Origin of the sequence: Corynebacterium sp. MSK041, from assembly GCF_030232265.1 — a bacterium.
In the GTDB taxonomy this organism is placed as follows: Bacteria; Actinomycetota; Actinomycetes; order Mycobacteriales; family Mycobacteriaceae; genus Corynebacterium.
The window spans coordinates 107,806-129,463 of the sequence record NZ_JASPJK010000001.1; the positions used below are offsets into that span (position 1 = coordinate 107,806).

Sequence of the window (21,658 nt, forward strand, 5' to 3'; positions counted from 1 at the left end):
AGGAGGATCAACACATCATGGCTAAATCCAACCGCGACGTCACCGCAGCAGGCCGACTGTCCTACCCGAACCTGTTCGTCCCACGTGCCGCAAACGACCAAGCAGCACCCAAATACTCCGCGACCCTGCTCATCCCCAAGAGCGACACCGCCACCATCCAGCGCGTCCAGGCCGCCATCGACGCAGCAGTCCAAGACGGAGTCGACCGCCACGTCTTCAAGCAGCCCATCGACCCCTCACGCTCCAAGTACCCGCCGCTGCGCGACGGCGACCTCCCCAACGACTCCGGCGAACCACGCGGCCCAGAATTCGCAGGCCACTGGTTCATCGCAGCTAAAGCAGGCACCCAACGCAAGCCGTTCATCGTCGACCCACAGCTGCAGCCCATCATCGACGAAAACGACATCTACGCCGGCTGCTACGTCAACATGGCCGTCCAGTTCTACGCCTACGAAAACTCCGGCAACAAAGGCATCTCCGCAGCACTCGTCGGCATCCAATTCGCCAAGGACGGCGAACGCCTCGGCGGGCCCGCCCTTGAGGCAGAAGACGTCTTCGGCGTCATCGGCGGAGGCGATGTAGCAGGCGGTCTTGGCTTCTAACCAGCACCTGCTGTTCACCCCAGACGGCATCACCTGTGACAAGTGTGGAGAAGTCAGCCCCAACGACTACCTCCACACCCTCCACCACAGCAGACACCCAGTGGACGGCATGTGCCACACCCAGCGCAACGCGCTCATCCGCATCGCCTACTGGCCAGAAGAACCATGGTTGCCCACCCTGGCACAACACGTCGCCAACGCCCGCAACCACCACTGCACAGAAGCAGACATCCAACACGCCATCACCCAACGACAAAAGAAAGGAGGCCACCAATGGAATTCACCTTCACCAACACAGTCCCACCAAAAGCAGGCCGCAACACCATCGACCACGCCAACGCGGAAGAGCTCGTCAACGCCTGCATCGACAACCCCGGCAAATGGGCACAAGTCCCCATCACCTACCTCTACCCAGAAGTAGAAGGCGCCGAACGAACCAAGCTCCGCAGCCGTGCAAGCAACCTCACCAACCGCATCAATAGCGGAACGCAATCCCCCTTCGACGCCTACGACGCCGAAGCAAAATCACGCGGAACAGACATCTACATCCGCATCAACATCACACAACGACGGCGCCGCCAACTCGACGACTTCTAAAACGAAGTCGCACCCCTTATAAGCCCCCGCAATGTCACTCGCACTGTGGGGGCTTTCCCAAACTTCCCACACAACTTCATAACCAGAAATTGTTCGACCATGATCGGAAGAACCCCATGCACCAAACTGTTTGCACACTATCCCGCGCAGCACGCAACCTGACGCACGATTCGCAGGCGATGCACCGCACCCTCAAGCATGACATCGAGGGAGACTTCCTCTGGGCACTCCCAGACCAGAAAACGCTTGTCATCCAGCACGAAACACCAGTCCACTGGCCCAATGTGCTCCCCGGCGTGATCGCACGCACCCACACAGTAGACGTGCATACACCGATTACCGGCGCGCCTATTCACTGGGCGCTGATCGCCAACCCCACGAAATCCGTCAGCCGCGGCATGGGGAAGCGCGGAAAACGCACCCCACTAGGCCCAGACGAATGGGAGCCGTGGGTACGCCGGAAACTCCAGGACGCAATCAACATCCACGACCTGGACGCGCACCTCATGCCTGTGGCACGCGGCAACCGCCACACGATGACCACCTATCACCGGCGCGTCATGTACACCGGCACAGGCACCGTCACCAACCAGCAGGCCCTCGCACAGCTGATACATGACGGTGTAGGTGCAGGCAAAGCCTACGGCTGTGGCCTACTCATCACACAGGAGGTCACCGTATGACCAGCGCACAAAAACTGACCTGGCACACAGCCGGCTCCCCACCCGTCCCCGGCGCGAAAGGAAAACTCCTCAAAGCCCAACCCGCCGTGTGCGCCGTCACCGGGGAACACGAAGAAGTCACCGCCGACGCGAAGCGCGCACTGGGTGAGAACTTCACCGACCAGTCACTCTGGCAAGCACACAGCGGTCGTGTCGGGGCGCCGGCACTGTGGTGCTGTAGCGGCAAGGGGAAAGAATCACCCCGCATGTGGACGTGGGTGTGCGCCCCCGGTGAAACACTCCCGGACAGTGCTGAGAAAGCACCACTGCATGTGCCTGGCCTGTGCCAGACCAACCGGGGTAATACCCGCCCCGTGATCGACATACTGTGCGCCCCGCCTGCTGGCGAGTGGGTGGTGTGTGTCGCCGTGTCCGGCCAGAAGCACGTCCTACCGTACGCCCGCACCAACCACGGTGGCGGTGAGTGGACGGTGCGGATGGAGGACACCACGATCACCGCCACGTCAGATCAATGGGCACATGTCTTCGGCCACGCCCTGGCGCTACGCCGTCTCGGCGTACCAGCAGAAGACATCGTGTCTGGCACACCCGCCTACATCAAGACCCCCGAAGCGCTCGAAGCGTGGCGACACCACGCCGAAGCACTCGACCCATACCGAACCGCACCCATCACACAGCTGGCCCTGTGGTGCATCACAAAACCAATCATGGAGGACACCAATGACTACCCCAACCCCTGACCAACTCGACCAGGCCACAATCGACCTGATCTTCGCACTGCGTGACTCACTCACCGATGACGGCCCTAACCGTATTGATTTCTGGGGAGGACGCGTCACCACAGCAATCCAGACCGCAGCAGCAGGCAGCGACAACGCGGGCCAGGCAATCACCACAGCAGCCCACAAACTCCAGATCGAGACGCTACGCACAGCCACCGCCAAGACCGCGAAGCAGGCCGCACACGTCATCGACCAGGACTACCCGGCCTGGGCAGCCCACGTGGACAAGAACATCGTCTACATCGTCGCCCTGGCCGCCGTCGAGAACAAGGCCCGCAAAACCACCAAGACCACCAAGACCGAGGAGATTCCGTTCTAATGACCACCATCACCCCCACCCCACAGACCACAATCACCCTGACCGTTGACCTGACAGCACCGTTCCACCACGGGGCCGGCACCTCAGGCAACACCAGCCTGCTACGCACCCAAGATGTAGTGCAGCCAGACGGCACTGTCGCCCGCGTCCCCTTCCTCTCCGCCGCCAGTATCCGACACGCACTCCGCGACGCTCTCGCATGGCACACAGCTCACACCCTCGGCATTCAGCCAGGCACCCTGTCCAAGGGCGCCGTCGATCTGCTCTGGACGGGTGGGGCTGTATCCTCCACCGGGTCACGTACTGACCTTGACATGATGCGTCGTGTCGAAGAGTATTACCCGGCACTGGCCATGCTTGGCTACGCCGCCAAGAGCGACATCATCACAGGTACGCTGCGAGCGTCCGACATGATCCTGGTCTGCCAAGAGAATGATTGGCGACTCCCCAAAAACCTGCGTGGGGCGCGCCGTGCTGCTGCGTACCGCACCGAGGAATTCGGCACCCGCCACGACCAAGCCACCAGCCCAGCAGGGCGCTACCTCACCATCGTGGACGAGGTGGACACCGCACAGATGATCTGGGACACCCAGACCCTGGCGGCAGGCTCCACCCTCCACGGCACCGTATCGCTCACTCCGGCAGCGACCAGCATGCACCGCATCGCACTCGGCGCAGCACTCGAATTGTGGGCACCTGGCGGGCAGGTCGCTATCGGCGCGAAGACAGCCCAAGGCTACGGAACTGGCACCCTGCGTGACCACACTCCACGCGCAGACCAGCTACAAGAGTGGACTACCCACCTCACCGACCACAAGCAGGACATTCTGGACCTGCTCACAGAGCTGGGGGAATAGAGTGCACGCCACCATCATCGCCCACCTTGACACCCCAATCATTGGTGAGGTCGGCCCACTCGACGGCCCACTGGCATGGGCAGCATGGCAGCAAGCCGAAGCCGACGGAGACGAACTCCCCCCAATCAGTGATGACTACTGCCACGACTTCGACCTAGGCCTACACACCTGGACACGCGGCGACTACTGGGGCTGGTGCATATCCCGCCCACACACCGACCCCGCACACCACACCAGCGTGGAGATACGCCGCCGCCCACCCACCGGCCCAATGGCGATCTACACACAGGCCAAAGAGCACCACCACGGACTCGGCCCACTCAAAGCCCGCAACGTCACCCTGGCAGCCACCTGGCACACCACCATCACCTGGCACGCCCACATCGACAATAAACAGCGTGTCGAGCAGCTACTGGCACACATCACCCACCTAGGAGCACGCCACCGCAACGGCCACGGCCACATCACCCGATGGGAGATCACACCAGGCCCCACCAACGGCTGGCAAGACCGCCCATTACCTGACCCACACGGACAACCAATGCGAGTACGCGCCCCCTACTGGCACCCCACAGAGAGGACACCATGCAGCTAGAACTCGGAAAAGGCTACGACTGCAACGGCATCAAACCGTGGACAGTCCTCCGCAAAGACTCCAAAGACTGGCAACGCCAACGAAAACAACTCATCGAGCAGCACGCCCTGGACGACCGTGGTGGTAGGCCAGATGCAGCAATCTACACAGGCGCGAAAACCAAATCGCACCAGCGCATCAGTGGCGGCGCATCCGTCTTTGACCCTGCCCTCGCACAGTGTCTCACCGCCTGGTACACCCCACCCGGCGGGACCATCATTGACCCCTTCGCTGGCGGACCCACCCGTGGAGTGATCGCGCACAGTCTAGGACGGAACTACATGGGAATTGACCTCATGCAATCCCAGGTGGAGTACAACCGCACCAACCACAAGGGGCCACAGTGGCGGCACGGCGACGCGCTCACCGTGCTGCGCTCCTTGCCAGACGCGAGCTTCGACGCGGCACTGACATGCCCACCATATTGGGACTTGGAGCGCTACTCTGATGACCCACGTGACCTGTCCACAATGGGTAAGGCTGAGTTCCTGGACACCCACGCCAAGATCATTACTGAGACAGCCCGCGTCCTTAAAGAGGACAGCTTTGCTGTGTGGATCATCGGCGATAAACGCGATAAGCACGGCCACCTCGCAGGCCTGCCGTGGCACACCATCGAAGCCTTCCACGACGCGGGGATGCCACTGGTCAATGACCACATTCTGGTCACACCAGTCGGATCAAAATTCTGGACACTCGGACGCACATTCCGCGCCACACGCACCGCCACACGCCTACACCAATACGTCCTCGTATTCATCAAGGGCGACAGGCGTGAAGCCACCACAAAGATCACAGGAGGGGAGCAATGCTGATACCAAGTGAGCGTCATACCCCGCAAGACACAGCAGCCTGGGAGCGACTAGAGCGGTACGACCACCTACTACACCCAGCAGCAGAAGAAAAAGCCGGCCACGCAATCAAGGTGATACGGGAATTCGCCGACGCGGGCGACTGCTACCTATCCACCTCATGGGGCAAGGACTCAACCGTCCTCGTAGACCTCGCAGCCCGCGCAGACAGGAAAATCCCCATCGTCTCCCTTGTCATCGACGGGTACGAGCTACCAGGCACCAGCGAAGTCCGCGACATGATGCTCACCCGCTACACCCACCTGGACTACCACGAGCTGACCTTGCCACCACAGCCCAACCGCTGGTGGGACACCACCACCATCAAGCGCACCAAATACGATGCTGACATCGGGTGGCGACTCATCGAAAAGCGATTCGGCCCACGCCGTATCACAGGTATACGGGCAGAAGAATCACGCATACGGTCACTCGTACAGCACCGCTTCGGAGACGCCACTACCAACACAGCGCGCCCCATCGGCACCTGGACCGCCACCGACATCTTCGCCTACCTCGCAGGACACCAACTCCCCATCCACCCCGCCTACGCCATGAGCCACGGCGGCACCCTCGACCGCCGCTGGCTCCGCGTCCACGCACTCGGAGGAGTCACCGGTGCAGACAAAGGCCGCGCCGACTGGGAACAACACTACTTCGGGGATGTAATCACATCATCCAGACTCCGAGACCATGTGATGCCGATCCTGCCAGCAAACCGACACGACGCACTCCCCGCATCCACCATCGCAGCACAGACAGACACGCACATCTCAGTGGTGCAGCACCACCTCGAGCAATGGCAGAAAGACGGCCTAGTCGCAGGGAAAGTCTACGCAGGCAGACAACGCTGGCACCGCACCATGGAATGGCCACCACAATCAAAATGGTCACCCCCAGAAACACCAACAACAGAAGAAACGCTCTTCCCTCCCTAAAAACTAAACACTCATAAGAAGCAAAGGAGCACCCCACATGAAAAACCGAGAACTCAAAATCAGCACCGCTCCAAGCAAAACCTCCGCACGGTGGACCAACAAACTCACCACCCTCCAAGACATGACAGCAATGGCATACGACCCCATCACTGTCGACTGCACAAAAGACACATACTTCTCCCTCCCCAAAGGAGAAAAAGACAAGCACAAAGACGTCGGCGGATTCGTCGGCGGACACCTACGTGAAGGCAGGCGCCGCAAAGGCCACGTCCTTGCCCGCTCCCTGGTAACCCTCGACTTAGACAACCTCCCGGCTGACGTCGACCTGGCCGCCGCCCTCGCTGACACCCTCCCATATGCATGGCTCGCCCACACCACACTCAGCCACACCACCGACAACCAGCGCTGGCGCATCTGGGTGTGGCTGACCCGCGACGTCACCGCCGACGAATACGGCGCCGTCGCCCGCCGCATCGCCCAAGACATCAACCCCGGCCTCGACTGGTTCGACCCCTCCACCTTTGAGCCGGAGCGACTGATGTACTGGCCGGCCACACTTACCGACGGCGACTACCACGTCGAAGTATCCAGCAAGAAGGACATCCTCAACCCCGATGATTTCCTCGCCCGCTTCGACGTATGGCAGGACGTCACCACTTGGCCCGGCATCACCCCAGACCAAGCCAAAGCGTATTTGGACCGCGGGAAGCTCGACGACCCACGCGACAAGCCCGGCATGCTCGGCGCCTTCAACAAGGCGTACCCCATCACCCGCGCGATCGAAACGTTCCTGCCCGAGGTGTACAAGCCCGGCACCACCAAAGACCGCTACACCTACACCGGCGGCACATCCTCCAACGGCCTCATCGTCTACAACGGCGGCCACTACGCCTACAGCCAGCACGCCACCGACCCCGCAGCCGACGGACACTCACACTCCGCCTTCGACCTCGTACGCATCCACAAATTCGGCAACCTCGATGCAGACACATCTGCCACCACACCAGCAAACAAGAAACCCTCGTATGTGGCGATGATGGACTTCGTCAACAACGACCCAGGCGCCAAGGCTGAGAACGCCAAGGCCACCGCCGCAAGGATCGACGAAGTATTCCACCCCATCACCAACGGGGACAACGAAACCTCCGATGCATCACCGAACCCGGCAGACGAAACAGGGGAGAATCAGACCACAGACAAGGACTGGCTCCTCGACCTCGAAACCAAAAAAGAAGGAGGCTTCAAAGACACCATCGGCAACTTCGAACTCATCCTGAAAAACGACCCCCGCTTCAACCACATCGCCTGGAACAGCCACGCCTCACAACTCGAAGTCCAAGACCCCCAGAAACTCCCCTGGAAACAAGTCAAACCAGGCTGGACAGACAACGACGAAGCCAGGCTCAAAACCGAAATCGCCCGCACCTACGGAGGCCTCTACGCACCCACCAAAATGAACGACGCACTCCTCTCCACCGCCTCCGCCCGCGCCTTCCACCCCGTCCGCGACTACTACAACAACCTCCTCCCATGGGACGGCACCGAACGACTCGACACCCTCCTCATCGACACCCTCGGAGCAGAAGACACCCCCTACACCCGCGCAGTCACACGAAAAACCCTCGTCGCCGCACACCGCCGCACCTTCCAACCCGGCTGCAAATTCGACCACGTCCTCACCCTCGTCGGGCCCCAAGGCGTCGGAAAATCCACCATCTTCGCCCGCCTCGCCGGCCAATGGTTCTCCGACTCGCTGACCATCACCGACATGAAGGACAAAACCGGCGCCGAAAAACTCCTCGGAAACCTCATCGTCGAACTCTCCGAGCTCGCCGGCATGCGCAAAGCAGAAGCCGAACCAGTCAAAGGCTTCATCTCGCGCACCGAGGACAAGTTCCGTCCCGCCTACGGCCGCACCGTCCAGACCTACCTACGCCAATGCATCATCGTCGGCAGCACGAATGCAGACGAGGGGTTCCTGCGCGACACCACAGGCAACCGACGATGGTGGCCCGTCCACGTCACCGGTCACGGCTGGCTCGGACGCCCGCACGACCTCGACGACTACTACATCGACCAAGTCTGGGCAGAAGCTCGCCAACGCGACCAGGAAGGAGAACAACTCTACCTCACCGGAGAACTCCTCGAAACCGCCGAACACATCCAAGCCGAAGCCGTCGAAGCAGACGACCGCGTCGGCATCGTCCAGGAATACCTCGACAAGGTACTCCCCGGAAACTGGGACGCCATCCCACTCATGGCACGCCGTATCTACCTCAGCGACGGCACCATCTCCGAAGCCTTCGTCGAAAACGCCATGTGGGACAACGCCAGCAAACGCACCAGCGTCTCCAAAATCGAGATCTGGTCCGAATGCTTCGGACGCGACCCGGACGCCATGCGCAAAATCGACTCCCACGAAATAACCGCCATCATGCAGCAGATCGACGGGTGGGAAGACACAGGACGCCGTGAACGCCTACCGCTCTACGGGCGCCAACGCATATTCCGCAAAATCGAATTTCGTTCGGATGTTCTGGCAGGCTAAGCCGGGACAATGGGGTGGGACAAAACCCGCAACACTTTGTCCCACCCCTCCGCCAGACCGGGACAAACGGGACAAACCAAAACTTTGTCCCGCACTTTGTCCCATGCACTTTTTGTAGCGCAAGCAGCAAAAACACCAATACTGGGACAAACGGGACAAAGTTTTAACTAAAAGACTTTACAGAAAACAGGGGAGCGTTATGTGCAAAAGGGTACACACCATGCCTAAATCAGACACCTAACTAGAAAACACCCCGACTTTGTCCACCCAACACAAAAAGGAACCACAACAATGCTCGAACGAACAATCGAACAAACACTGGTACGCCAAACCAAAAAAGCAGGAGGAATAGCCCCAAAACTCACCAGCCCAGGAACCGCCGGCATGCCAGACAGGCTCCTCATCCTCCCCGGCGGACACATCTGCTTCGTCGAACTCAAACGGCCAGGACAAAAACCACGCCCCATCCAACAACGACAAATGGAACGCCTCACCAACCTCGGCTGCATGGTCCGCACCATCGACCACCCCAACCAAATCCAAGGACTCCTCAATGAAATTCGTTCCGCATGACTACCAGCGCTACACCACCCAGTTCATCATCGACCACCCAGAGTGCGCTGTCCTGCTAGGTCTCGGCATGGGTAAAACAATCTCCACCCTCACCGCCATCGACGAACTCATCAACAACCGCTTCGAAAACAACAAAGCACTCGTCATCGCACCCGTCCGCGTCGCCCGCGACACATGGCCCGCAGAGATTGAAAAATGGGACCACCTCACAAACCTCACCATCAGCCCCATCATCGGCACCGCACAACAACGCACCGCAGCCACAAGCCGCCAGGCCGACATCTACACCATCGGACGCGAAAACATCCCCTGGCTCATCAAACACCACGGCAAACACTGGCCCTACGACATGGTCATCATCGACGAACTCTCATCCTTCAAAAACCCCCAAGCCAAACGCTTCAAAGCACTCAAAAAAGTCCGCCCCCATATCAACCGAATCATCGGACTCACCGGCACACCAGCCCCCAACAGCCTGCTAGACCTATGGGCACCATTCCGGCTCATCGACAACGGACAACGCCTCGGCCAATACATCACCCACTACCGAGACCAATACTTCCTACCCGACAAGCGCAACGGCCAAGTCATCTACTCCTGGAAACTCCGCCCAGGCGCAGACCAAGCAATCTACGACAACATCGCCGACATCACCGTGTCCATGCGCACCACCGACTACCTCAAACTGCCTGATGTCACACACCAGCACATCACCGTCAACCTCACCCCGAAAGAGAAGAAAATGATCGACACCCTCAAACGTGATCTTGTCGTCGATATTGGAGACGAGACCATCGACGCCGCCAACGCCGCCACACTATCTATGAAGCTGCAGCAGCTCGCGGGGGGAGCGATCTACAGCGAAGAAGGCGACGTTATTGAAGTCCATCCCCAGAAGATCCAAGCGCTCACCGAGCTTGTAGACCAGGCCGACGGCAACACACTACTGGTCTGCTACTGGTTCAAACACGAGCGTGACCGGATACTGTCCGCAATCCCCAACGCACGCATCCTGGACACTGAACAGGACTTCAAAGACTGGAACGCCGGTAAAGTGCAAGTTGGGTTGATCCACCCAGCCTCTGCCGGCCACGGGCTAAACCTCCAATCCGGCGGGCACATCATGGTGTGGTTCACCACCCCGTGGTCACTAGAGCTTTACGAGCAGGCGAATGCAAGGCTTCACCGGCAGGGGCAGACAGAGCCGGTGAGCATCATCCACATCGACACCGCAGACAGTATCGACCAAGACGTACACGCAGCATTAGAGCGGAAGGACACGACACAGTCCGCACTCATCGCAGCGGTCGCGGCCGAGCTAGAAAAAGCGGAGGGGAAGGCAGCATGACCGACAAGAAACTCCACGACACCGGAGAACCACTACCGGCGGGCCGTCTATCCATCAACTTTAAACACGCGGCATGGATTGACGAAGCAGAAGCCTTCTATGAACCGGAAACCAGATTTCGCCGCTCTATAGAAGAATTTGTGCAGGCCATGCAGGAGCTGAAGCCGGAACTGGAAAACGTCACTGTCAGACTCGAAGCGGAACTCATCGAGTCAACTATCGAGACCATGCGCCGCCGTTGGGCACGACGAATCTAAGGAGCAGCACCGTGGAACATACCCATAGGTCAACAATCGAAAGCATCGAAACCCGCATCGTCTCCCGGACGTGGGGAGACCCACTTGAAACCCGCGAATATGAAACCACCATCACCTTCGACGGGCTACTACCACTCGACCCACGTAAACCAGTCTGGATCACACAGGAGCAACCATGACCGTCACCGAATGGGAACTACGTCAACAAGCCCGCCAACTCGCCGACGCATACGCCACCCTCCAAGAACTCAAGTGGACCCCACCTCGGCCACCCAATGTGAAAGTCATGCGCTCCCAAGACGGCCCGCGGTCACCCATCCCAGATAACGACTGGGTATTAAATCTCGAATACGAACTCACACGTGACACGCCAGATGAGAGTATCCCCGGTGGGCTCCGCACCATCGCCTGCGATGCATTGTCCTACACCACCGCTAAACCGCACACCAAAGACGGCAACGGTTACTTAGACGATCCGCGCCCCGGAATCCTCTGTGCGCACATTGCTTTCCAGGCGCAGGTCATCGCCGAAGACTTCCCAGCCGCCGAAGACCTCATGGAGATCATGGGTGAGCAAGATGCCTACATTCGCCGATGTATCAACAAACGCTTCGGAGGGCCGGCACAAATCCAGCACGAGATGGCCAACGTGAGACCAACCGGCTACGGCACAGCAGCCGACATCGCGCCCCTAGTCTCCGCCGCCATCGGACGCACCATCACGCGAAAGCAGATTACTTGGTGGGGAAGGAGCGGACGTATCACACAACATCTCAAAGACGATGGCACCAGCGTCTATGAGCTGGCTGAAGCGATTGACGCTGCCAAGAGCTACCGAGACGGACGACGGCGCACAGCGCTTGACTAAATATCCGCACTGTAATTACAATGCTTGATGGAAGACCTATCCAATTTGGATGGGTCTTTTTTCATGCCCAGACACACGGGGAAGCCGGGCATGACACAAGGCTGTAGCAGAAAAGAGGTCGCCCCCATCGACGCATAGATGGGCGACCCAAAACGCTGGGTGCAACTCCCGCGACAGCCACAAAGAGAGGAGGCACACTTGGCCTGGAGTAACAAAGGACATGTGTCAGCCACGACCAGGCGCCGCATCCTCAGCAGAGACAACTACACCTGCCAAAACTGCGGACACAAAGACATCACAAGCGCAAGCCTAGAAATCGACCACAAAAACAACACACGGAACGCCACCTACAACACGGACGCGAACCTGCAGGCGCTGTGTTGTGGCTGTCACCACCGTAAGACGCTACGTGAGACTCGCGAGGGGCACCGGCGACGCGTTGCCAGGGGTAGGTATCCGATGGAGCGCCACCCTGGCCTGATCTGACACCCCGTGCATAATATGCAGCCCCCTAGGGGGGCTACCCCTCCCCTAGGGGGCCACGAAAGCCCCGAGGGTAAAGGCGCTAAGGCTGTGTACGGGTCTGAGGGATGGGGTTTATTCGCTGTATGTATAGTTTTCATTTTGTTTTTGAGGGGTGATTTTCATGGCTGGTCGTGGTCCTGCTCCGAAGGATCCTGCGCGTCGTGCTCGGCGCAATAAGGGGCCGGAGATGCAGATTATTTTGTCTGAGCCGACGCCGCAGCCGAAGTTGCCGGAGCGTATGCCGAATGGTGATCCGTGGCCGGCGCGTACTCGTGCTTGGTGGCGTATGTGGGGGAAGGATCCGTTGGCTGCTGAGTTCCGTGCGACTGATTGGGCGGAGTTGATGGATACTGCTGTGCTTCATGGGTTGTATTGGTCTGGTGAAGTGAAGCATGCGGGGGAGCTTCGTCTTCGTACTGCGAAGTTTGGTGCGACTGCTGAGGATCGTGCGCGTTTGCGGATTCAGTATGCGGCGGCTGATGAGGCGGATGATAAGCGTGATCGTCGGCGTGCTGGGCAAGTGAGGGAGGAGACGAAGAAGCGGTACGGGAGTTTGCGCGCTGTGGACTAGGGAGGTGTTGGCATGCCGTGGAAGCCTAGTTTTCCTGGGGAGTATCCGACACTTGGTTGGGCGATGTTGGATTGGTACACGGAGATGTTGGCGCAGCCTGACTGTCCTGATTATCGTCCGTTGGTGCTGACGAATGAGCAGGCGCAGTTTGTGTTGAAGCTTTATCGGCTGGATCCGGTGACTGGTAGGCGTGTGTATCGGCGTGCTGTGTTTTCTCGTGCGAAGAAGTATGGGAAGTCGCCGATGATGGGGGCGCTTGGTGTGGGGGAGGCGCTTGGCCCGGTCGTGTTTGATGGGTGGGACGCGGACGGTAAGCCTGTGGGGAAGCCGTGGTCGGATGTTCGTACTCCGTGGGTGCAGTTTGCTGCTGTGAATGAGGATCAGACGCGGAATGCTTTTGATCCTGTGCTTGAGATGATTCGGCAGGGTCCGGTCATGGATTATTACGCGGTTGATCCGATGGAGACTTTTGTGGCGTTGCCGAAGGGTCGGATTGAGTACATTACGGCTGCGGGGACGTCGAAGGAGGGGCAGCGTCCTGTGTTCGCTGCTCTTGATCAGACCGAGTCCTGGGGGAAGAGCAACGGTGGTGTGAATTTGGCGGCGGTGATTCGTCGTAATTTGGCGGGTACGGGTGGGGTGTCGATTGAGACGCCGAATGCGTACCGTCCTGGTTCTGGGTCTGTTGCGGAGGCGTCGTTTGCTTATGCTGAGGCGATTGCTGAGGGGCGGACTCGTGATGATGGTCTTTTGATGGATCATCAGGAGGCGCCGGCTGATACGGATATGTCGGATGATGATTCGCTGCGGTCTGGGCTTCTGGTGGCTTATGGTGATTCGGCTCGTGAGAATGGGGGGTGGGTCGATATTGAGCGGATCATGCGAGATATTCGTGATCCTGCGACTGATCCGCAGGATGCGCGTCAGTATTTTTTGAATCAGGTGACGCATGCGTCTGATTCTTGGGTGTCGAAGCCGGACATTATGGCGGTTGTGGATGCGGAGAAGCAGGTGCTGCCGGGGGAGACGATTGTGCTTGGTTTCGACGGGTCTAGGGGTCGTGTGCGGGGTAAGGCGGATGCGACGGCGTTGGTGGGGATGCGTTTGTCGGATAAGCATTTGTTCACTGTGAAGGTGTGGGAGCGGCGCGACACGGATCCGCAGGATTGGTCTCCTAACCCGGCCGAGGTGGATGCCGTGGTGCGGGAGACGTTTGAGGAGTTCAACGTTGTTGGGTTTTATGCGGATCCGTCGGGGTGGAATTTGCAGGTTGCTCAGTGGGAGGCGGATTTTGCTCGCCAGTTGCGGGTGAAGGCGTCGCGTGATGAGCCGATTGCTGCGTGGCCGCGTGGTAAGGATTCCCGCGTGGTGGAGTATGTGGAGCGTCTTCGCCAGGCGCTGGTTTTGGGGGAGATTACATGGGATGGGTCGAGTGCGTTGATGCGTCACATGTTGAATGCGCGCAGGCGGTCTACCCGTACTGGTTATTTGTTGTACAAGCAGTTTCCGGATTCTCCGGACAAGATTGATGCCGCTTATGCGGCGGTGATGGCTTATAAGGCGTGTTTGGATGCGGTTGCGAAGGGTGCGTCGGTGAAGCCGAAGAGGAAGCGTAGGAAGGCGGTGTTGCTATGACGATCGCTGTGGTGACAGGTGATGGGCTGACTAGTGATGAGCTTGAGCTCATTAATCGTATGCAGTCTGAGCTGGTTAAGTTCCGTCGGAAGAATGAGGAGAAGTGGCGTTATTACGACGGTGAAGTGAATCTCAAGAATATGGAGATTGCTGTGCCGTCGACAATGATCAGTGTTGAAGCATCGATCGGGTGGGGTGGGGTGATTGTTGATGCCCTGGACGAGCGTATCGACTGGCTGGGGTGGTCTGCTGAGGGTGATCAGGCAGACGGGTTGCAGCGTGTGGCTCGTGAGAACCTTTTGTCGACGGAGTTCAACAAGGTGAAGCTTGATTCGCTGGTCACTGGTGTGGGGTTTCTTGAGGTGACTGCCGGTGGTGATGGTGAGCCGGATGTGATCATTAATGCGGTGTCATCGTCTGACGCGACTTACATTTGGGATGATAGGGCTAATCGTGTGGCTGCTGGCCTGGTGGTGAAGTCGGGGCCGGAGGGGGAGGAGTTTCTGACCTTGTATATGTTGGACCGCACTGTGAATGTGGTGCGGTCTGATGGGGTAGCTACTGTTACTCGTCATTGGCATCGGCGTGGTCGGTGTGGTCTGGTCGCGTTTCCGAATAAGTCGCGTGCTGGAAGGGTGCGCGGCCAGTCGGAGTTGACGAAGCCTGTGCGGTATGCGATTGATCATGCCCAGCGCACCATCTTGGAGATGGAGTACAACCGCGAGATTTACACGACGCCGCAGAAGTGGTTTGCGAATATTCTGCCGGAGGATTTGGGTTTTGACTCTGAGTCTGAGGTGGAGATGTCGGAGTATGACCGCATCAAGAAGGGGTTTGATGTGGCGATGACTCGTGCGGTGATTCTGCCGGTGCAGGAGGGGGAGGGGGGACAGAATGGTCCGAATCCCACTACTGGTCAGTATCAGTCGGCGCCGCCGACGCCGTACATTGATGAGTTGAAGATGATTACGCAGCTTTTGGCGTCGTATTCGGGGATTCCGTCGTCGTGGTTTGGTTTTCATACGGATAATCCTCCTTCGGCTGAGGGGCAGCGTGCGCTTGAGTCTCGGAATGTGAAGATGTCGGAGCGCAGGTGTACGGCCTATTCGGGGCCGATGGATTCGGATGTGGCGTTTATCGTGCAGTCGATTCTTGCTGCCCGTTATAAGGGTGAGGTTGTGGAGCCTTCGGCTGAGTGGCTGGCGGGGGTTGTGTCGCGGTGGCGTGATCCGGCTACTCCGACGGTGGCAGCTGCGACGGATGCTGTTGTGAAGCAGATTGGTTCGGGGATGTTGCCGTCTGATTCTGAGGTGGCGTTGGAGCGTGCTGGGTATTCGGATTCTGATATTCGACGTATTCAGCAGGAGCGTCGTAAGGGGTTGGTGACGCAGTTGATTGAGCTGCGTCAGGGGCAGACAAGCCAGGAGGCGGACGCTTTGGTGCCTGGGCTTGCGTCTGATTCGGAGGGGGTAGATCCATTGCAGGAGGCGCAGGTGCTTAAGGCGCGTGCTGACGCGATGGGCATTCTGATTCGTTCTGGTGTCAAGAGTAACGTTGCCGCGCAGCTTGCGGGTGTCGACGGCGCGGAGTTTATTCCTGGTATGCCGGTGACGATTCGTCAGCAGGAGCAGTAGTTAGGAGGTGTCACTGTGACTGTTTCTGAGGTTGAGCTTCGGCAGCATAGGGATCTTCTGCGGGAGCTTCTGCGGATGGCTAACGGTGATCTTCTGGCGCTGTTGAATATTGCGCAGTCGAGTGACCCTGCTGTGCTTGTTGATCTTCTGCTGTCTGGTGTGCCGGAGATCGTCGATGTGTACCGGGCGGCGGCGGTTGATGTGGGGGCCGTGTTTTATGCGGAGACGCAAGGATTGCAGATGAGTCGTAGTGTTGCTGCTACTGCGTCTTCTACGAATGTTGAGCAGTTGGAGCGGTCGCTACGGTGGGCTGTGTTCGGTGCTGAGCTTGATGGTGTTGTGGGACGTGTAGCGGGGATTCTGCAGAAGCATGTAGTTGATGGCTCTCGTGCTGCTGGGGCGTTGATGGCGTCGGAGGTGGGGCAGCAGTGGGTGCGTGCCGCGCATCCTGGGGCGTGCCAGTTTTGCCGGCTTCTGGCTACCCGTGGGCTTGACGGTAAGGGTGGGTACTCGTCGAAAGAGACTGCGTCTTTGGCTGGTATGTCGGTGCATGGTGTGCGGAAGCCTAAGAAGGGTCATAGGAACGCCCCGAAGGGTTCTAAGTTTCACGAGAATTGCATGTGTGTTCCGGTGTTGGCTGGGTCGTATACTCCGCCGGATTATGTGCTCGAGTGGGAGCAGGATTACTTCAAGGCATACGAGGCTGTTGGTGGCGCGTCTGATCAGTATGCGATTCTGGCGAAGATGCGTGAGATCAGCGGCCACAACCATTAGCCAGGCTGGCAGACACCCAGGTTCGAGTCCTGGGCTGGCACTAACCCCTACACGGAAGGTGTGGGGGTTTTCTCATGCCCGAAACGGGCGACATAACCCACACCTGAAACAGGGAGAGATCAACAATGTTCAAGAAGACCCGATTCTGGCTGCGCGCCATCGAAGGCGCAGAGCACGGAGGATCAGCAGGCACGTCTGAGAAACCCGCAAAGGGGCCGGACACACCAGAAGGCACCTCCGACGGTGGCGTCCAAGGCGACACCAATGATGCTGGCGAAGACCACGAGAAGACAGACTGGAAAACCCTCTACGAGGAGTCACAGCAGGAAGTCGACAAGTGGAAGGCACATTCCCGCAAGTGGGAAGAGCGCGCTAAAGCCAAGAGCGACTCCGGTAGCGAAAGCGATGACATCCGCGAGCGACTAGCCCAGGTCGAGCAAGCTCTGAAAGAGTCCAAGGCTGAGACTGAGCGGGCAGAAGCGGCGCGAGTGAAGCTCGAGATCGGCGCTGAATACGGGCTTTCGAAGGACGACATTGATCTGCTGCGTGGCACTGAGGACGAAATGCGCGCACTTGCGCAGCGCCTTGGTGATCTTGGTGCGCAGCACGGACCCGAAAACCCCTATCAGGGACGCGGTAGCCAAGGCAACTCGAAGAAGAAGGTAGAGGATTGGTACGCGGAGCTGAAGGGGAAAACCAATTAACTGACACTGCATAGGAGGAAAAGATGCAGCTTGCACCTAAGTTCCAGGTGCGCGGTGAGGTGACCAGCCAGAAGTGGCTCGGCTCCGCACACGCCACCGACAATGCTCGCACCGTCACAATTGATGGTTCGAAGCTCAATGAATTCACTAAGCGTGGCTTTGTGCCCGCTGGTACCCCGCTGGCAGCAGCTGACGGTGGGAAGTTCGCTCCGGCGAAGGCGAGCGATGAACTCGCTGGTTTCCTACTCGTCGACCAGCCGCTGAACTCCGGTTCCGATGTGGTCGCGCCGCTGCTTGACCACGGCCGTATCCGTGTGAAGTTCCTGCCCGAGGGTGCGCCGGACGTTACTGCGATGCCGGCTAACCCGCACTTCATCTTTGTAAAGGAGGCCTAAGAACAATGATTCTTTGGACTGATGTTGCTGAACCGCAGGAGCTGACTGAGCTGGCTCGTCGTGCTGCGCAGGATCGTGAGCAGCGCAACGAATTTAACCTCGGTGCGTTCCTGCCGAACGAGCATTCCCTGAGCCACACCGTCACCTTCGAGGTAGGCGATAATGGCTATGTTGAGGCTGCGGAGTACCGCGCCTACGACGCTGAGACCCCGATCGGTGGCCGTGGTGAGGGGGGCCGTCGTGTCACGTTTGAGCTTCCGCCGCTGGGGCAGAAGCGTCGCGTGTCGGAGTATGAGCAGCTGCGCCACCTCGGTGATGGTGGTGAGGCGGCGATGCGTAACGCTCTTGGCCGTGCTGCGGTGCAGCGTGGTGAGGCTGTCGCTGACCGTATTGAGCTTGAGCGTGGCCGTGTGCTGGTATCCGGCAAGGCCGCAATCAATGAGAATGGTTTCATCGTCGAGTCTGAATTCGGCCGTGATCAGGAGATGACCGTCACTGCTGGTACGAAGTGGGGCGAAGCAAGTGCCGACCCGGTGCAGGACATCCTGGACTGGCAGGAAGCATACGTGGATAAGAACGGTGAGGCTCCGGCTTACATCGTGGCTTCCACGAAGGCGATTTCTGCTCTGTCGAAGTTCAGCGGGTTCCTCCCGAAGGATTCCGTGCGACGTCGTGCTTCCTTCGATGAGATCAACGCGCTGCTTGACGCTGAGGGGCTTCCGACGCTGGTGAAGTACGATCGCCGAGTTCGCGTTAACGCGAAGAGCGAGCGTGTGATCCCGGAGGAGACCTTGCTGTTCCTGCCGGGCGATGACGCTGGTCTGGGTAAGACCTTCTGGGGCACCACGCTTGAGTCTCTGGACCAGGACTACAGCCTGCAGGCTGAGGAGCGTCCTGGCATTGTTGCCGGAGCGTTTAAGACGAATGATCCGATCGCTGCGTGGGTGAAGGCGTCCGCGATTGGTATGCCGGTGCTGGCTAACGCGAACCTCGCTATGGCCGCTACCGTCCTCTAAGGGGTGGTGAGACGTGGCGAAAATTAAGGATGATTTCTACGGCGTCATCTACGCACGTACTAAAGCCGGAGAGCTCGTGAAGCTCCGTGCAGGCGACATGGTGCCTTCTGGTGTGGAGGTGCGTAGTGATCTGCACGCACCTACTGCACCGAAGGGAGGCACTCGTGGAAAACCCGCAGGAAAGAACACCCGTAGCGACGCCAAGTGACGTCGAAAAGCGCCTAGGCCGGGAACTTGATGACGACGAAGCCCTCGTGGTTGATGGTCTTCTTGAGGAAGCCGAAATCCTGATTGAGGGGTACCTCGGCGTTATCCCGGTTCCGGTTCCGCGTCGTGTCGTGGTTGTTGCTTCTCGTATGGTGGCGAGGGTTTTGCAGCAGCCTGACGCGGAGGCGTTTTATGCCGAGTCGGTGCAGCATTCGGCTGGGCCGTTTGCGGAGACGAGACGGTACTCGACTGGTGCATCTGGTGGGTCTCCGTGGTTGACGGCTGCGGATAAGCAGGCGCTGCGTCGTGCTCGTCGCGGTGGTGGCGGTATCTACACGATTGGGATTGGGTGATGCTTTATGGCTTTTACTGCTTTGCCGTTCAAGGTGGTGCGTATCCGCCGTGAATACGAGTACATCCAGCCCGACGCGGAGGATCAGTACGACGAGCTGGGAAACCTCATCGAGGTCGATGAGCTTGGTAACGAGCATGTCATCGAGGTCCGTGATGTGGTTGATGTCGCTGGGTGGGCTGTGCCCCGCTCATCGGAGCCGAAGCTCGCTGGGCATGACCGCCGCACCGTGGAAGTGGAACTACTAGCCCCAGTTGGGTTGTTCCGCCCGCAGGACGCGGTGCAGCTCCCGGAGCGCGACGACGTTCTCGAAGTTATCGGCGAGCCGGAGAACTATGAGCACAACCCGTTCGGGTGGGCACCTGGCTTGGAAGTCGTGAACCTAGGGGGTGTGCAATGACATGGTGCATTGTGGAAACCCCCGATGGGACAGACCGAGTCAGGGCGCAGTCGATGGCGTTCGACGGCGGCTCCCTCATCCTGTTTTCTGACCCGCACCAGCAGTCGCCGAAAGCGGCCTACGGGCCATACGGGTGGCTTCATTGGAGGTGGGACGATGGCACAGAAAGCTAGGTTCCAGCCGAATTATGGCGGCTATAGGGAGCTGTTGTCTTCTGGCCCGATGGCGTCTCTCGTCGCCAAGCATGCGGAGGCTGTGGCCGCTGCGTGTGGTGACGGTTTCGTCGCGTCACAGCGCATGGGTAGGACTAGGCAGCGTGCCATTGTGTACGCCGATACATGGTCCGCCAAGCACCGTGATCACCGTGACAACGTGATGGTGAGGGTGCTCGGATGAAAGGTGTATCTGCTACCGCGATCGCAGTGAAAGCACTGCGAGACGCCACAGGGATGCGCGTATCCAGCCAGATGCCGCAACCAGATAAACGCCCGGATGAATTCATCATCGTTTCTCGTATTGGTGGCGGGTCTGATGATTGGGCAACGAAGAACCCGCGCTTCCTTGTTGAGTGCTATGCGCTGACTGAGGCTGACGCGGAGCGGGTAGCTGATGGTGCGTGGGAAGCGTGGCTGCAGTTGCGAACCCCACCCGTCCACTATTCCTCCGTCGATAACAACATTGCCCGCTACGACAACCCTGATCTGAAACATCATAGGTTTCAGTTCACTGCTGGCCTGCAGCTTCGGCGCTGACAGGTCTTCTTTCTTTTCAGGCCCGGTCCAACGATTCTGAAAAGGAGATTGCAATGGCAGTCAACATTAATAATGCTTTTGTCGGCACCCCGCCGATTGATGGTGGCGTGTACTTCAACGCGCCGATTGACACTCCGCTGCCGACGAAGGCTGACGAAGACCTCAACGATGCGTTCGTTGATCACGGCGCTGTCGGCCCGGACGGCTTCAATGTCCAGCCGACTCGCTCGTCTGAGACGGAGAAGATGTTCGGTGGTGGCGACTGGGTGGATATTCAGTCTGACTACTCCGAGGAAATCACTATCACCCTGCTTGAGGATGACAACGTGAATGTCATCAACTCGATCTTCGGTGAAGACAATGTTGTGGTGACCCCTGGTAAGGAGGGGACGGCGAAGACGATTTACCACACCAAGAAGCGTCTGCCTATCAAGTCCCACGTTCTTAAGGCTGTCGATGGTGACAAGCTCAAGACCTATGTGGTGCCGCGTGGCCGTATTGCTTCTGCGGAGAAGACTGCGGATGTTCACTCTGCGTCTACGAAGTACAACCTGACGATTAAGTCGTTCCCGCACACCATTAAGGACGACAACGGTGAGCGTGAGGTGTACGTCATCGAGCTGCGTGACGATGGTCGTCCGGCTGATGCGTCTGCTGGTACCTCCGGTGATTCTGTAGTCAGCACCGGCTAGATGATGCCAGCGCCCTGGGCGGAGCAGCAGGGGATAAAAATTACTGCTCCCATTTCTCACCCGGCGACTCATGGGGTTTCATCCCCCTTGGACCGGGCCTACCCATGATTTCGCCTGGGTGGGTCCCTAGCTTGGCCCGGTCCA

Annotated in this window: 29 protein-coding genes; 28 read left to right on the forward strand and 1 reads right to left on the reverse strand. The window is 58.8% G+C overall.

Going from position 1 to position 21,658, the window contains the following annotated elements:
- The first annotated feature begins 17 nt into the window (after positions 1-17).
- Complete coding sequence (locus QP968_RS00600; RefSeq protein WP_284854395.1) at positions 18-602, forward strand: DUF2815 family protein; 585 nt, start codon at positions 18-20, stop codon at positions 600-602.
- On the opposite strand, the gene QP968_RS00605 is transcribed toward QP968_RS00600, so the two are convergent.
- Entirely contained in the window at positions 562-873 is a 312-nt protein-coding gene (locus tag QP968_RS00605) for a hypothetical protein (RefSeq protein ID WP_284854396.1), read from the reverse strand. The two genes, QP968_RS00600 and QP968_RS00605, sit on opposite strands and share 41 nt — an antisense overlap.
- Positions 874-875: 2 nt before the next feature.
- On the opposite strand from QP968_RS00605, the gene QP968_RS00610 reads away from it, so the two are divergent.
- From QP968_RS00610 to QP968_RS00740, 27 genes are all read left to right on the forward strand, one after another.
- Entirely contained in the window at positions 876-1,199 is a 324-nt protein-coding gene (locus QP968_RS00610; protein WP_284854397.1) for a hypothetical protein, read from the forward strand.
- A gap of 116 nt (positions 1,200-1,315) precedes the next feature.
- Complete coding sequence (locus tag QP968_RS00615) at positions 1,316-1,882, forward strand: type I-E CRISPR-associated protein Cas6/Cse3/CasE (protein WP_284854398.1); 567 nt, start codon at positions 1,316-1,318, stop codon at positions 1,880-1,882.
- Complete coding sequence (locus QP968_RS00620) at positions 1,879-2,622, forward strand: hypothetical protein (RefSeq protein ID WP_284854399.1); 744 nt, start codon at positions 1,879-1,881, stop codon at positions 2,620-2,622. Before QP968_RS00615 ends, QP968_RS00620 begins: the two co-directional genes overlap by 4 nt.
- Positions 2,603-2,983 (forward strand): hypothetical protein, encoded by a 381-nt coding sequence (locus tag QP968_RS00625; protein ID WP_284854400.1) that lies wholly within the window; start codon positions 2,603-2,605, stop codon positions 2,981-2,983. The genes QP968_RS00620 and QP968_RS00625 overlap by 20 nt, the downstream gene beginning before the upstream one ends.
- On the forward strand, positions 2,983-3,840 hold the full coding sequence (locus QP968_RS00630) for a hypothetical protein (RefSeq protein ID WP_284854401.1): 858 nt from the start codon (positions 2,983-2,985) through the stop codon (positions 3,838-3,840). The genes QP968_RS00625 and QP968_RS00630 overlap by 1 nt, the downstream gene beginning before the upstream one ends.
- A gap of 1 nt (position 3,841) precedes the next feature.
- Complete coding sequence (locus QP968_RS00635; protein WP_284854402.1) at positions 3,842-4,435, forward strand: Csf3-related protein; 594 nt, start codon at positions 3,842-3,844, stop codon at positions 4,433-4,435.
- Complete coding sequence (locus QP968_RS00640) at positions 4,426-5,289, forward strand: DNA methyltransferase (RefSeq protein WP_284854403.1); 864 nt, start codon at positions 4,426-4,428, stop codon at positions 5,287-5,289. Before QP968_RS00635 ends, QP968_RS00640 begins: the two co-directional genes overlap by 10 nt.
- Positions 5,283-6,263, forward strand: a complete 981-nt coding sequence (locus QP968_RS00645; RefSeq protein ID WP_284854404.1) for a phosphoadenosine phosphosulfate reductase domain-containing protein — start codon at positions 5,283-5,285, stop codon at positions 6,261-6,263. Before QP968_RS00640 ends, QP968_RS00645 begins: the two co-directional genes overlap by 7 nt.
- A gap of 37 nt (positions 6,264-6,300) precedes the next feature.
- Complete coding sequence (locus QP968_RS00650; RefSeq protein WP_284854406.1) at positions 6,301-8,811, forward strand: virulence-associated E family protein; 2,511 nt, start codon at positions 6,301-6,303, stop codon at positions 8,809-8,811.
- Positions 8,812-9,195: 384 nt separating this feature from the next.
- Positions 9,196-9,384 (forward strand): PDDEXK family nuclease, encoded by a 189-nt coding sequence (locus QP968_RS00655; RefSeq protein WP_284854407.1) that lies wholly within the window; start codon positions 9,196-9,198, stop codon positions 9,382-9,384.
- Positions 9,365-10,732, forward strand: coding sequence for a DEAD/DEAH box helicase (locus QP968_RS00660; protein ID WP_284854408.1), 1,368 nt, complete (start codon positions 9,365-9,367; stop codon positions 10,730-10,732). Before QP968_RS00655 ends, QP968_RS00660 begins: the two co-directional genes overlap by 20 nt.
- Positions 10,729-10,989, forward strand: coding sequence for a hypothetical protein (locus QP968_RS00665; RefSeq protein ID WP_284854409.1), 261 nt, complete (start codon positions 10,729-10,731; stop codon positions 10,987-10,989). Before QP968_RS00660 ends, QP968_RS00665 begins: the two co-directional genes overlap by 4 nt.
- Before the next feature lie 175 nt (positions 10,990-11,164).
- Positions 11,165-11,857 (forward strand): hypothetical protein, encoded by a 693-nt coding sequence (locus tag QP968_RS00670; RefSeq protein WP_284854411.1) that lies wholly within the window; start codon positions 11,165-11,167, stop codon positions 11,855-11,857.
- Positions 11,858-11,995: 138 nt separating this feature from the next.
- The gene (locus QP968_RS00675; protein ID WP_284854412.1) at positions 11,996-12,343 is read left to right on the forward strand and encodes an HNH endonuclease; all 348 of its coding nucleotides are present in this window, start codon (positions 11,996-11,998) and stop codon (positions 12,341-12,343) included.
- A 160-nt stretch (positions 12,344-12,503) separates the two neighbouring features.
- Positions 12,504-12,953, forward strand: a complete 450-nt coding sequence (locus tag QP968_RS00680; protein ID WP_284854413.1) for a phage terminase small subunit — start codon at positions 12,504-12,506, stop codon at positions 12,951-12,953.
- A gap of 12 nt (positions 12,954-12,965) precedes the next feature.
- Positions 12,966-14,588, forward strand: a complete 1,623-nt coding sequence (locus QP968_RS00685; protein ID WP_284854414.1) for a terminase large subunit domain-containing protein — start codon at positions 12,966-12,968, stop codon at positions 14,586-14,588.
- Positions 14,585-16,222, forward strand: a complete 1,638-nt coding sequence (locus QP968_RS00690; protein WP_284854415.1) for a phage portal protein — start codon at positions 14,585-14,587, stop codon at positions 16,220-16,222. Before QP968_RS00685 ends, QP968_RS00690 begins: the two co-directional genes overlap by 4 nt.
- Before the next feature lie 15 nt (positions 16,223-16,237).
- Complete coding sequence (locus tag QP968_RS00695) at positions 16,238-16,996, forward strand: VG15 protein (RefSeq protein WP_284854416.1); 759 nt, start codon at positions 16,238-16,240, stop codon at positions 16,994-16,996.
- 125 nt (positions 16,997-17,121) lie between these two features.
- A complete protein-coding gene (locus QP968_RS00700; protein ID WP_284854417.1) occupies positions 17,122-17,700 on the forward strand; it encodes a hypothetical protein in 579 nt (192 codons plus the stop codon).
- Positions 17,701-17,723: 23 nt separating this feature from the next.
- Positions 17,724-18,095 carry a hypothetical protein gene (locus tag QP968_RS00705; RefSeq protein WP_284854419.1) on the forward strand — a complete coding sequence of 124 codons (372 nt, stop codon included), beginning with the start codon at positions 17,724-17,726 and terminating at the stop codon, positions 18,093-18,095.
- A 5-nt stretch (positions 18,096-18,100) separates the two neighbouring features.
- Positions 18,101-19,111, forward strand: a complete 1,011-nt coding sequence (locus QP968_RS00710; RefSeq protein ID WP_284854420.1) for a major capsid protein — start codon at positions 18,101-18,103, stop codon at positions 19,109-19,111.
- Between the two features lie 13 nt (positions 19,112-19,124).
- Positions 19,125-19,319: a hypothetical protein gene (locus QP968_RS00715; RefSeq protein WP_284854421.1), complete on the forward strand. Its 195-nt coding sequence runs from the start codon at positions 19,125-19,127 to the stop codon at positions 19,317-19,319.
- A complete protein-coding gene (locus QP968_RS00720; protein ID WP_284854422.1) occupies positions 19,276-19,671 on the forward strand; it encodes a hypothetical protein in 396 nt (131 codons plus the stop codon). Before QP968_RS00715 ends, QP968_RS00720 begins: the two co-directional genes overlap by 44 nt.
- A gap of 6 nt (positions 19,672-19,677) precedes the next feature.
- Positions 19,678-20,070, forward strand: coding sequence for a hypothetical protein (locus tag QP968_RS00725; RefSeq protein WP_284854423.1), 393 nt, complete (start codon positions 19,678-19,680; stop codon positions 20,068-20,070).
- Between the two features lie 156 nt (positions 20,071-20,226).
- A complete protein-coding gene (locus QP968_RS00730; protein ID WP_284854424.1) occupies positions 20,227-20,466 on the forward strand; it encodes a hypothetical protein in 240 nt (79 codons plus the stop codon).
- Positions 20,463-20,822, forward strand: a complete 360-nt coding sequence (locus QP968_RS00735) for a hypothetical protein (RefSeq protein ID WP_284854425.1) — start codon at positions 20,463-20,465, stop codon at positions 20,820-20,822. Before QP968_RS00730 ends, QP968_RS00735 begins: the two co-directional genes overlap by 4 nt.
- 53 nt (positions 20,823-20,875) lie before the next feature.
- Entirely contained in the window at positions 20,876-21,514 is a 639-nt protein-coding gene (locus QP968_RS00740) for a hypothetical protein (RefSeq protein WP_284854426.1), read from the forward strand.
- Positions 21,515-21,658 lie beyond the last annotated feature (144 nt).

What these genes read in the sequence shown, in the direction of transcription:
- QP968_RS00610 (WP_284854397.1), top strand. Translation starts at nt 876, where the DNA reads ATGGAATTCACCTTCACCAACACAGTCCCACCAAAAGCAGGCCGCAAC.
- QP968_RS00650 (WP_284854406.1), top strand. Translation starts at nt 6,301, where the DNA reads ATGAAAAACCGAGAACTCAAAATCAGCACCGCTCCAAGCAAAACCTCC.
- QP968_RS00615 (WP_284854398.1), top strand. Translation starts at nt 1,316, where the DNA reads ATGCACCAAACTGTTTGCACACTATCCCGCGCAGCACGCAACCTGACG.
- QP968_RS00700 (WP_284854417.1), top strand. Translation starts at nt 17,122, where the DNA reads ATGTTCAAGAAGACCCGATTCTGGCTGCGCGCCATCGAAGGCGCAGAG.
- QP968_RS00730 (WP_284854424.1), top strand. Translation starts at nt 20,227, where the DNA reads ATGGCACAGAAAGCTAGGTTCCAGCCGAATTATGGCGGCTATAGGGAG.
- QP968_RS00685 (WP_284854414.1), top strand. Translation starts at nt 12,966, where the DNA reads ATGCCGTGGAAGCCTAGTTTTCCTGGGGAGTATCCGACACTTGGTTGG.
- QP968_RS00740 (WP_284854426.1), top strand. Translation starts at nt 20,876, where the DNA reads ATGGCAGTCAACATTAATAATGCTTTTGTCGGCACCCCGCCGATTGAT.
- QP968_RS00670 (WP_284854411.1), top strand. Translation starts at nt 11,165, where the DNA reads ATGACCGTCACCGAATGGGAACTACGTCAACAAGCCCGCCAACTCGCC.
- QP968_RS00710 (WP_284854420.1), top strand. Translation starts at nt 18,101, where the DNA reads ATGATTCTTTGGACTGATGTTGCTGAACCGCAGGAGCTGACTGAGCTG.
- QP968_RS00625 (WP_284854400.1), top strand. Translation starts at nt 2,603, where the DNA reads ATGACTACCCCAACCCCTGACCAACTCGACCAGGCCACAATCGACCTG.
- QP968_RS00645 (WP_284854404.1), top strand. Translation starts at nt 5,283, where the DNA reads ATGCTGATACCAAGTGAGCGTCATACCCCGCAAGACACAGCAGCCTGG.
- QP968_RS00655 (WP_284854407.1), top strand. Translation starts at nt 9,196, where the DNA reads ATGCCAGACAGGCTCCTCATCCTCCCCGGCGGACACATCTGCTTCGTC.
- QP968_RS00690 (WP_284854415.1), top strand. Translation starts at nt 14,585, where the DNA reads ATGACGATCGCTGTGGTGACAGGTGATGGGCTGACTAGTGATGAGCTT.
- QP968_RS00705 (WP_284854419.1), top strand. Translation starts at nt 17,724, where the DNA reads ATGCAGCTTGCACCTAAGTTCCAGGTGCGCGGTGAGGTGACCAGCCAG.
- QP968_RS00600 (WP_284854395.1), top strand. Translation starts at nt 18, where the DNA reads ATGGCTAAATCCAACCGCGACGTCACCGCAGCAGGCCGACTGTCCTAC.
- QP968_RS00665 (WP_284854409.1), top strand. Translation starts at nt 10,729, where the DNA reads ATGACCGACAAGAAACTCCACGACACCGGAGAACCACTACCGGCGGGC.
- QP968_RS00725 (WP_284854423.1), top strand. Translation starts at nt 19,678, where the DNA reads ATGGCTTTTACTGCTTTGCCGTTCAAGGTGGTGCGTATCCGCCGTGAA.
- QP968_RS00620 (WP_284854399.1), top strand. Translation starts at nt 1,879, where the DNA reads ATGACCAGCGCACAAAAACTGACCTGGCACACAGCCGGCTCCCCACCC.
- QP968_RS00660 (WP_284854408.1), top strand. Translation starts at nt 9,365, where the DNA reads ATGAAATTCGTTCCGCATGACTACCAGCGCTACACCACCCAGTTCATC.
- QP968_RS00630 (WP_284854401.1), top strand. Translation starts at nt 2,983, where the DNA reads ATGACCACCATCACCCCCACCCCACAGACCACAATCACCCTGACCGTT.
- QP968_RS00735 (WP_284854425.1), top strand. Translation starts at nt 20,463, where the DNA reads ATGAAAGGTGTATCTGCTACCGCGATCGCAGTGAAAGCACTGCGAGAC.
- QP968_RS00675 (WP_284854412.1), top strand. Translation starts at nt 11,996, where the DNA reads ATGGGCGACCCAAAACGCTGGGTGCAACTCCCGCGACAGCCACAAAGA.
- QP968_RS00680 (WP_284854413.1), top strand. Translation starts at nt 12,504, where the DNA reads ATGGCTGGTCGTGGTCCTGCTCCGAAGGATCCTGCGCGTCGTGCTCGG.
- QP968_RS00640 (WP_284854403.1), top strand. Translation starts at nt 4,426, where the DNA reads ATGCAGCTAGAACTCGGAAAAGGCTACGACTGCAACGGCATCAAACCG.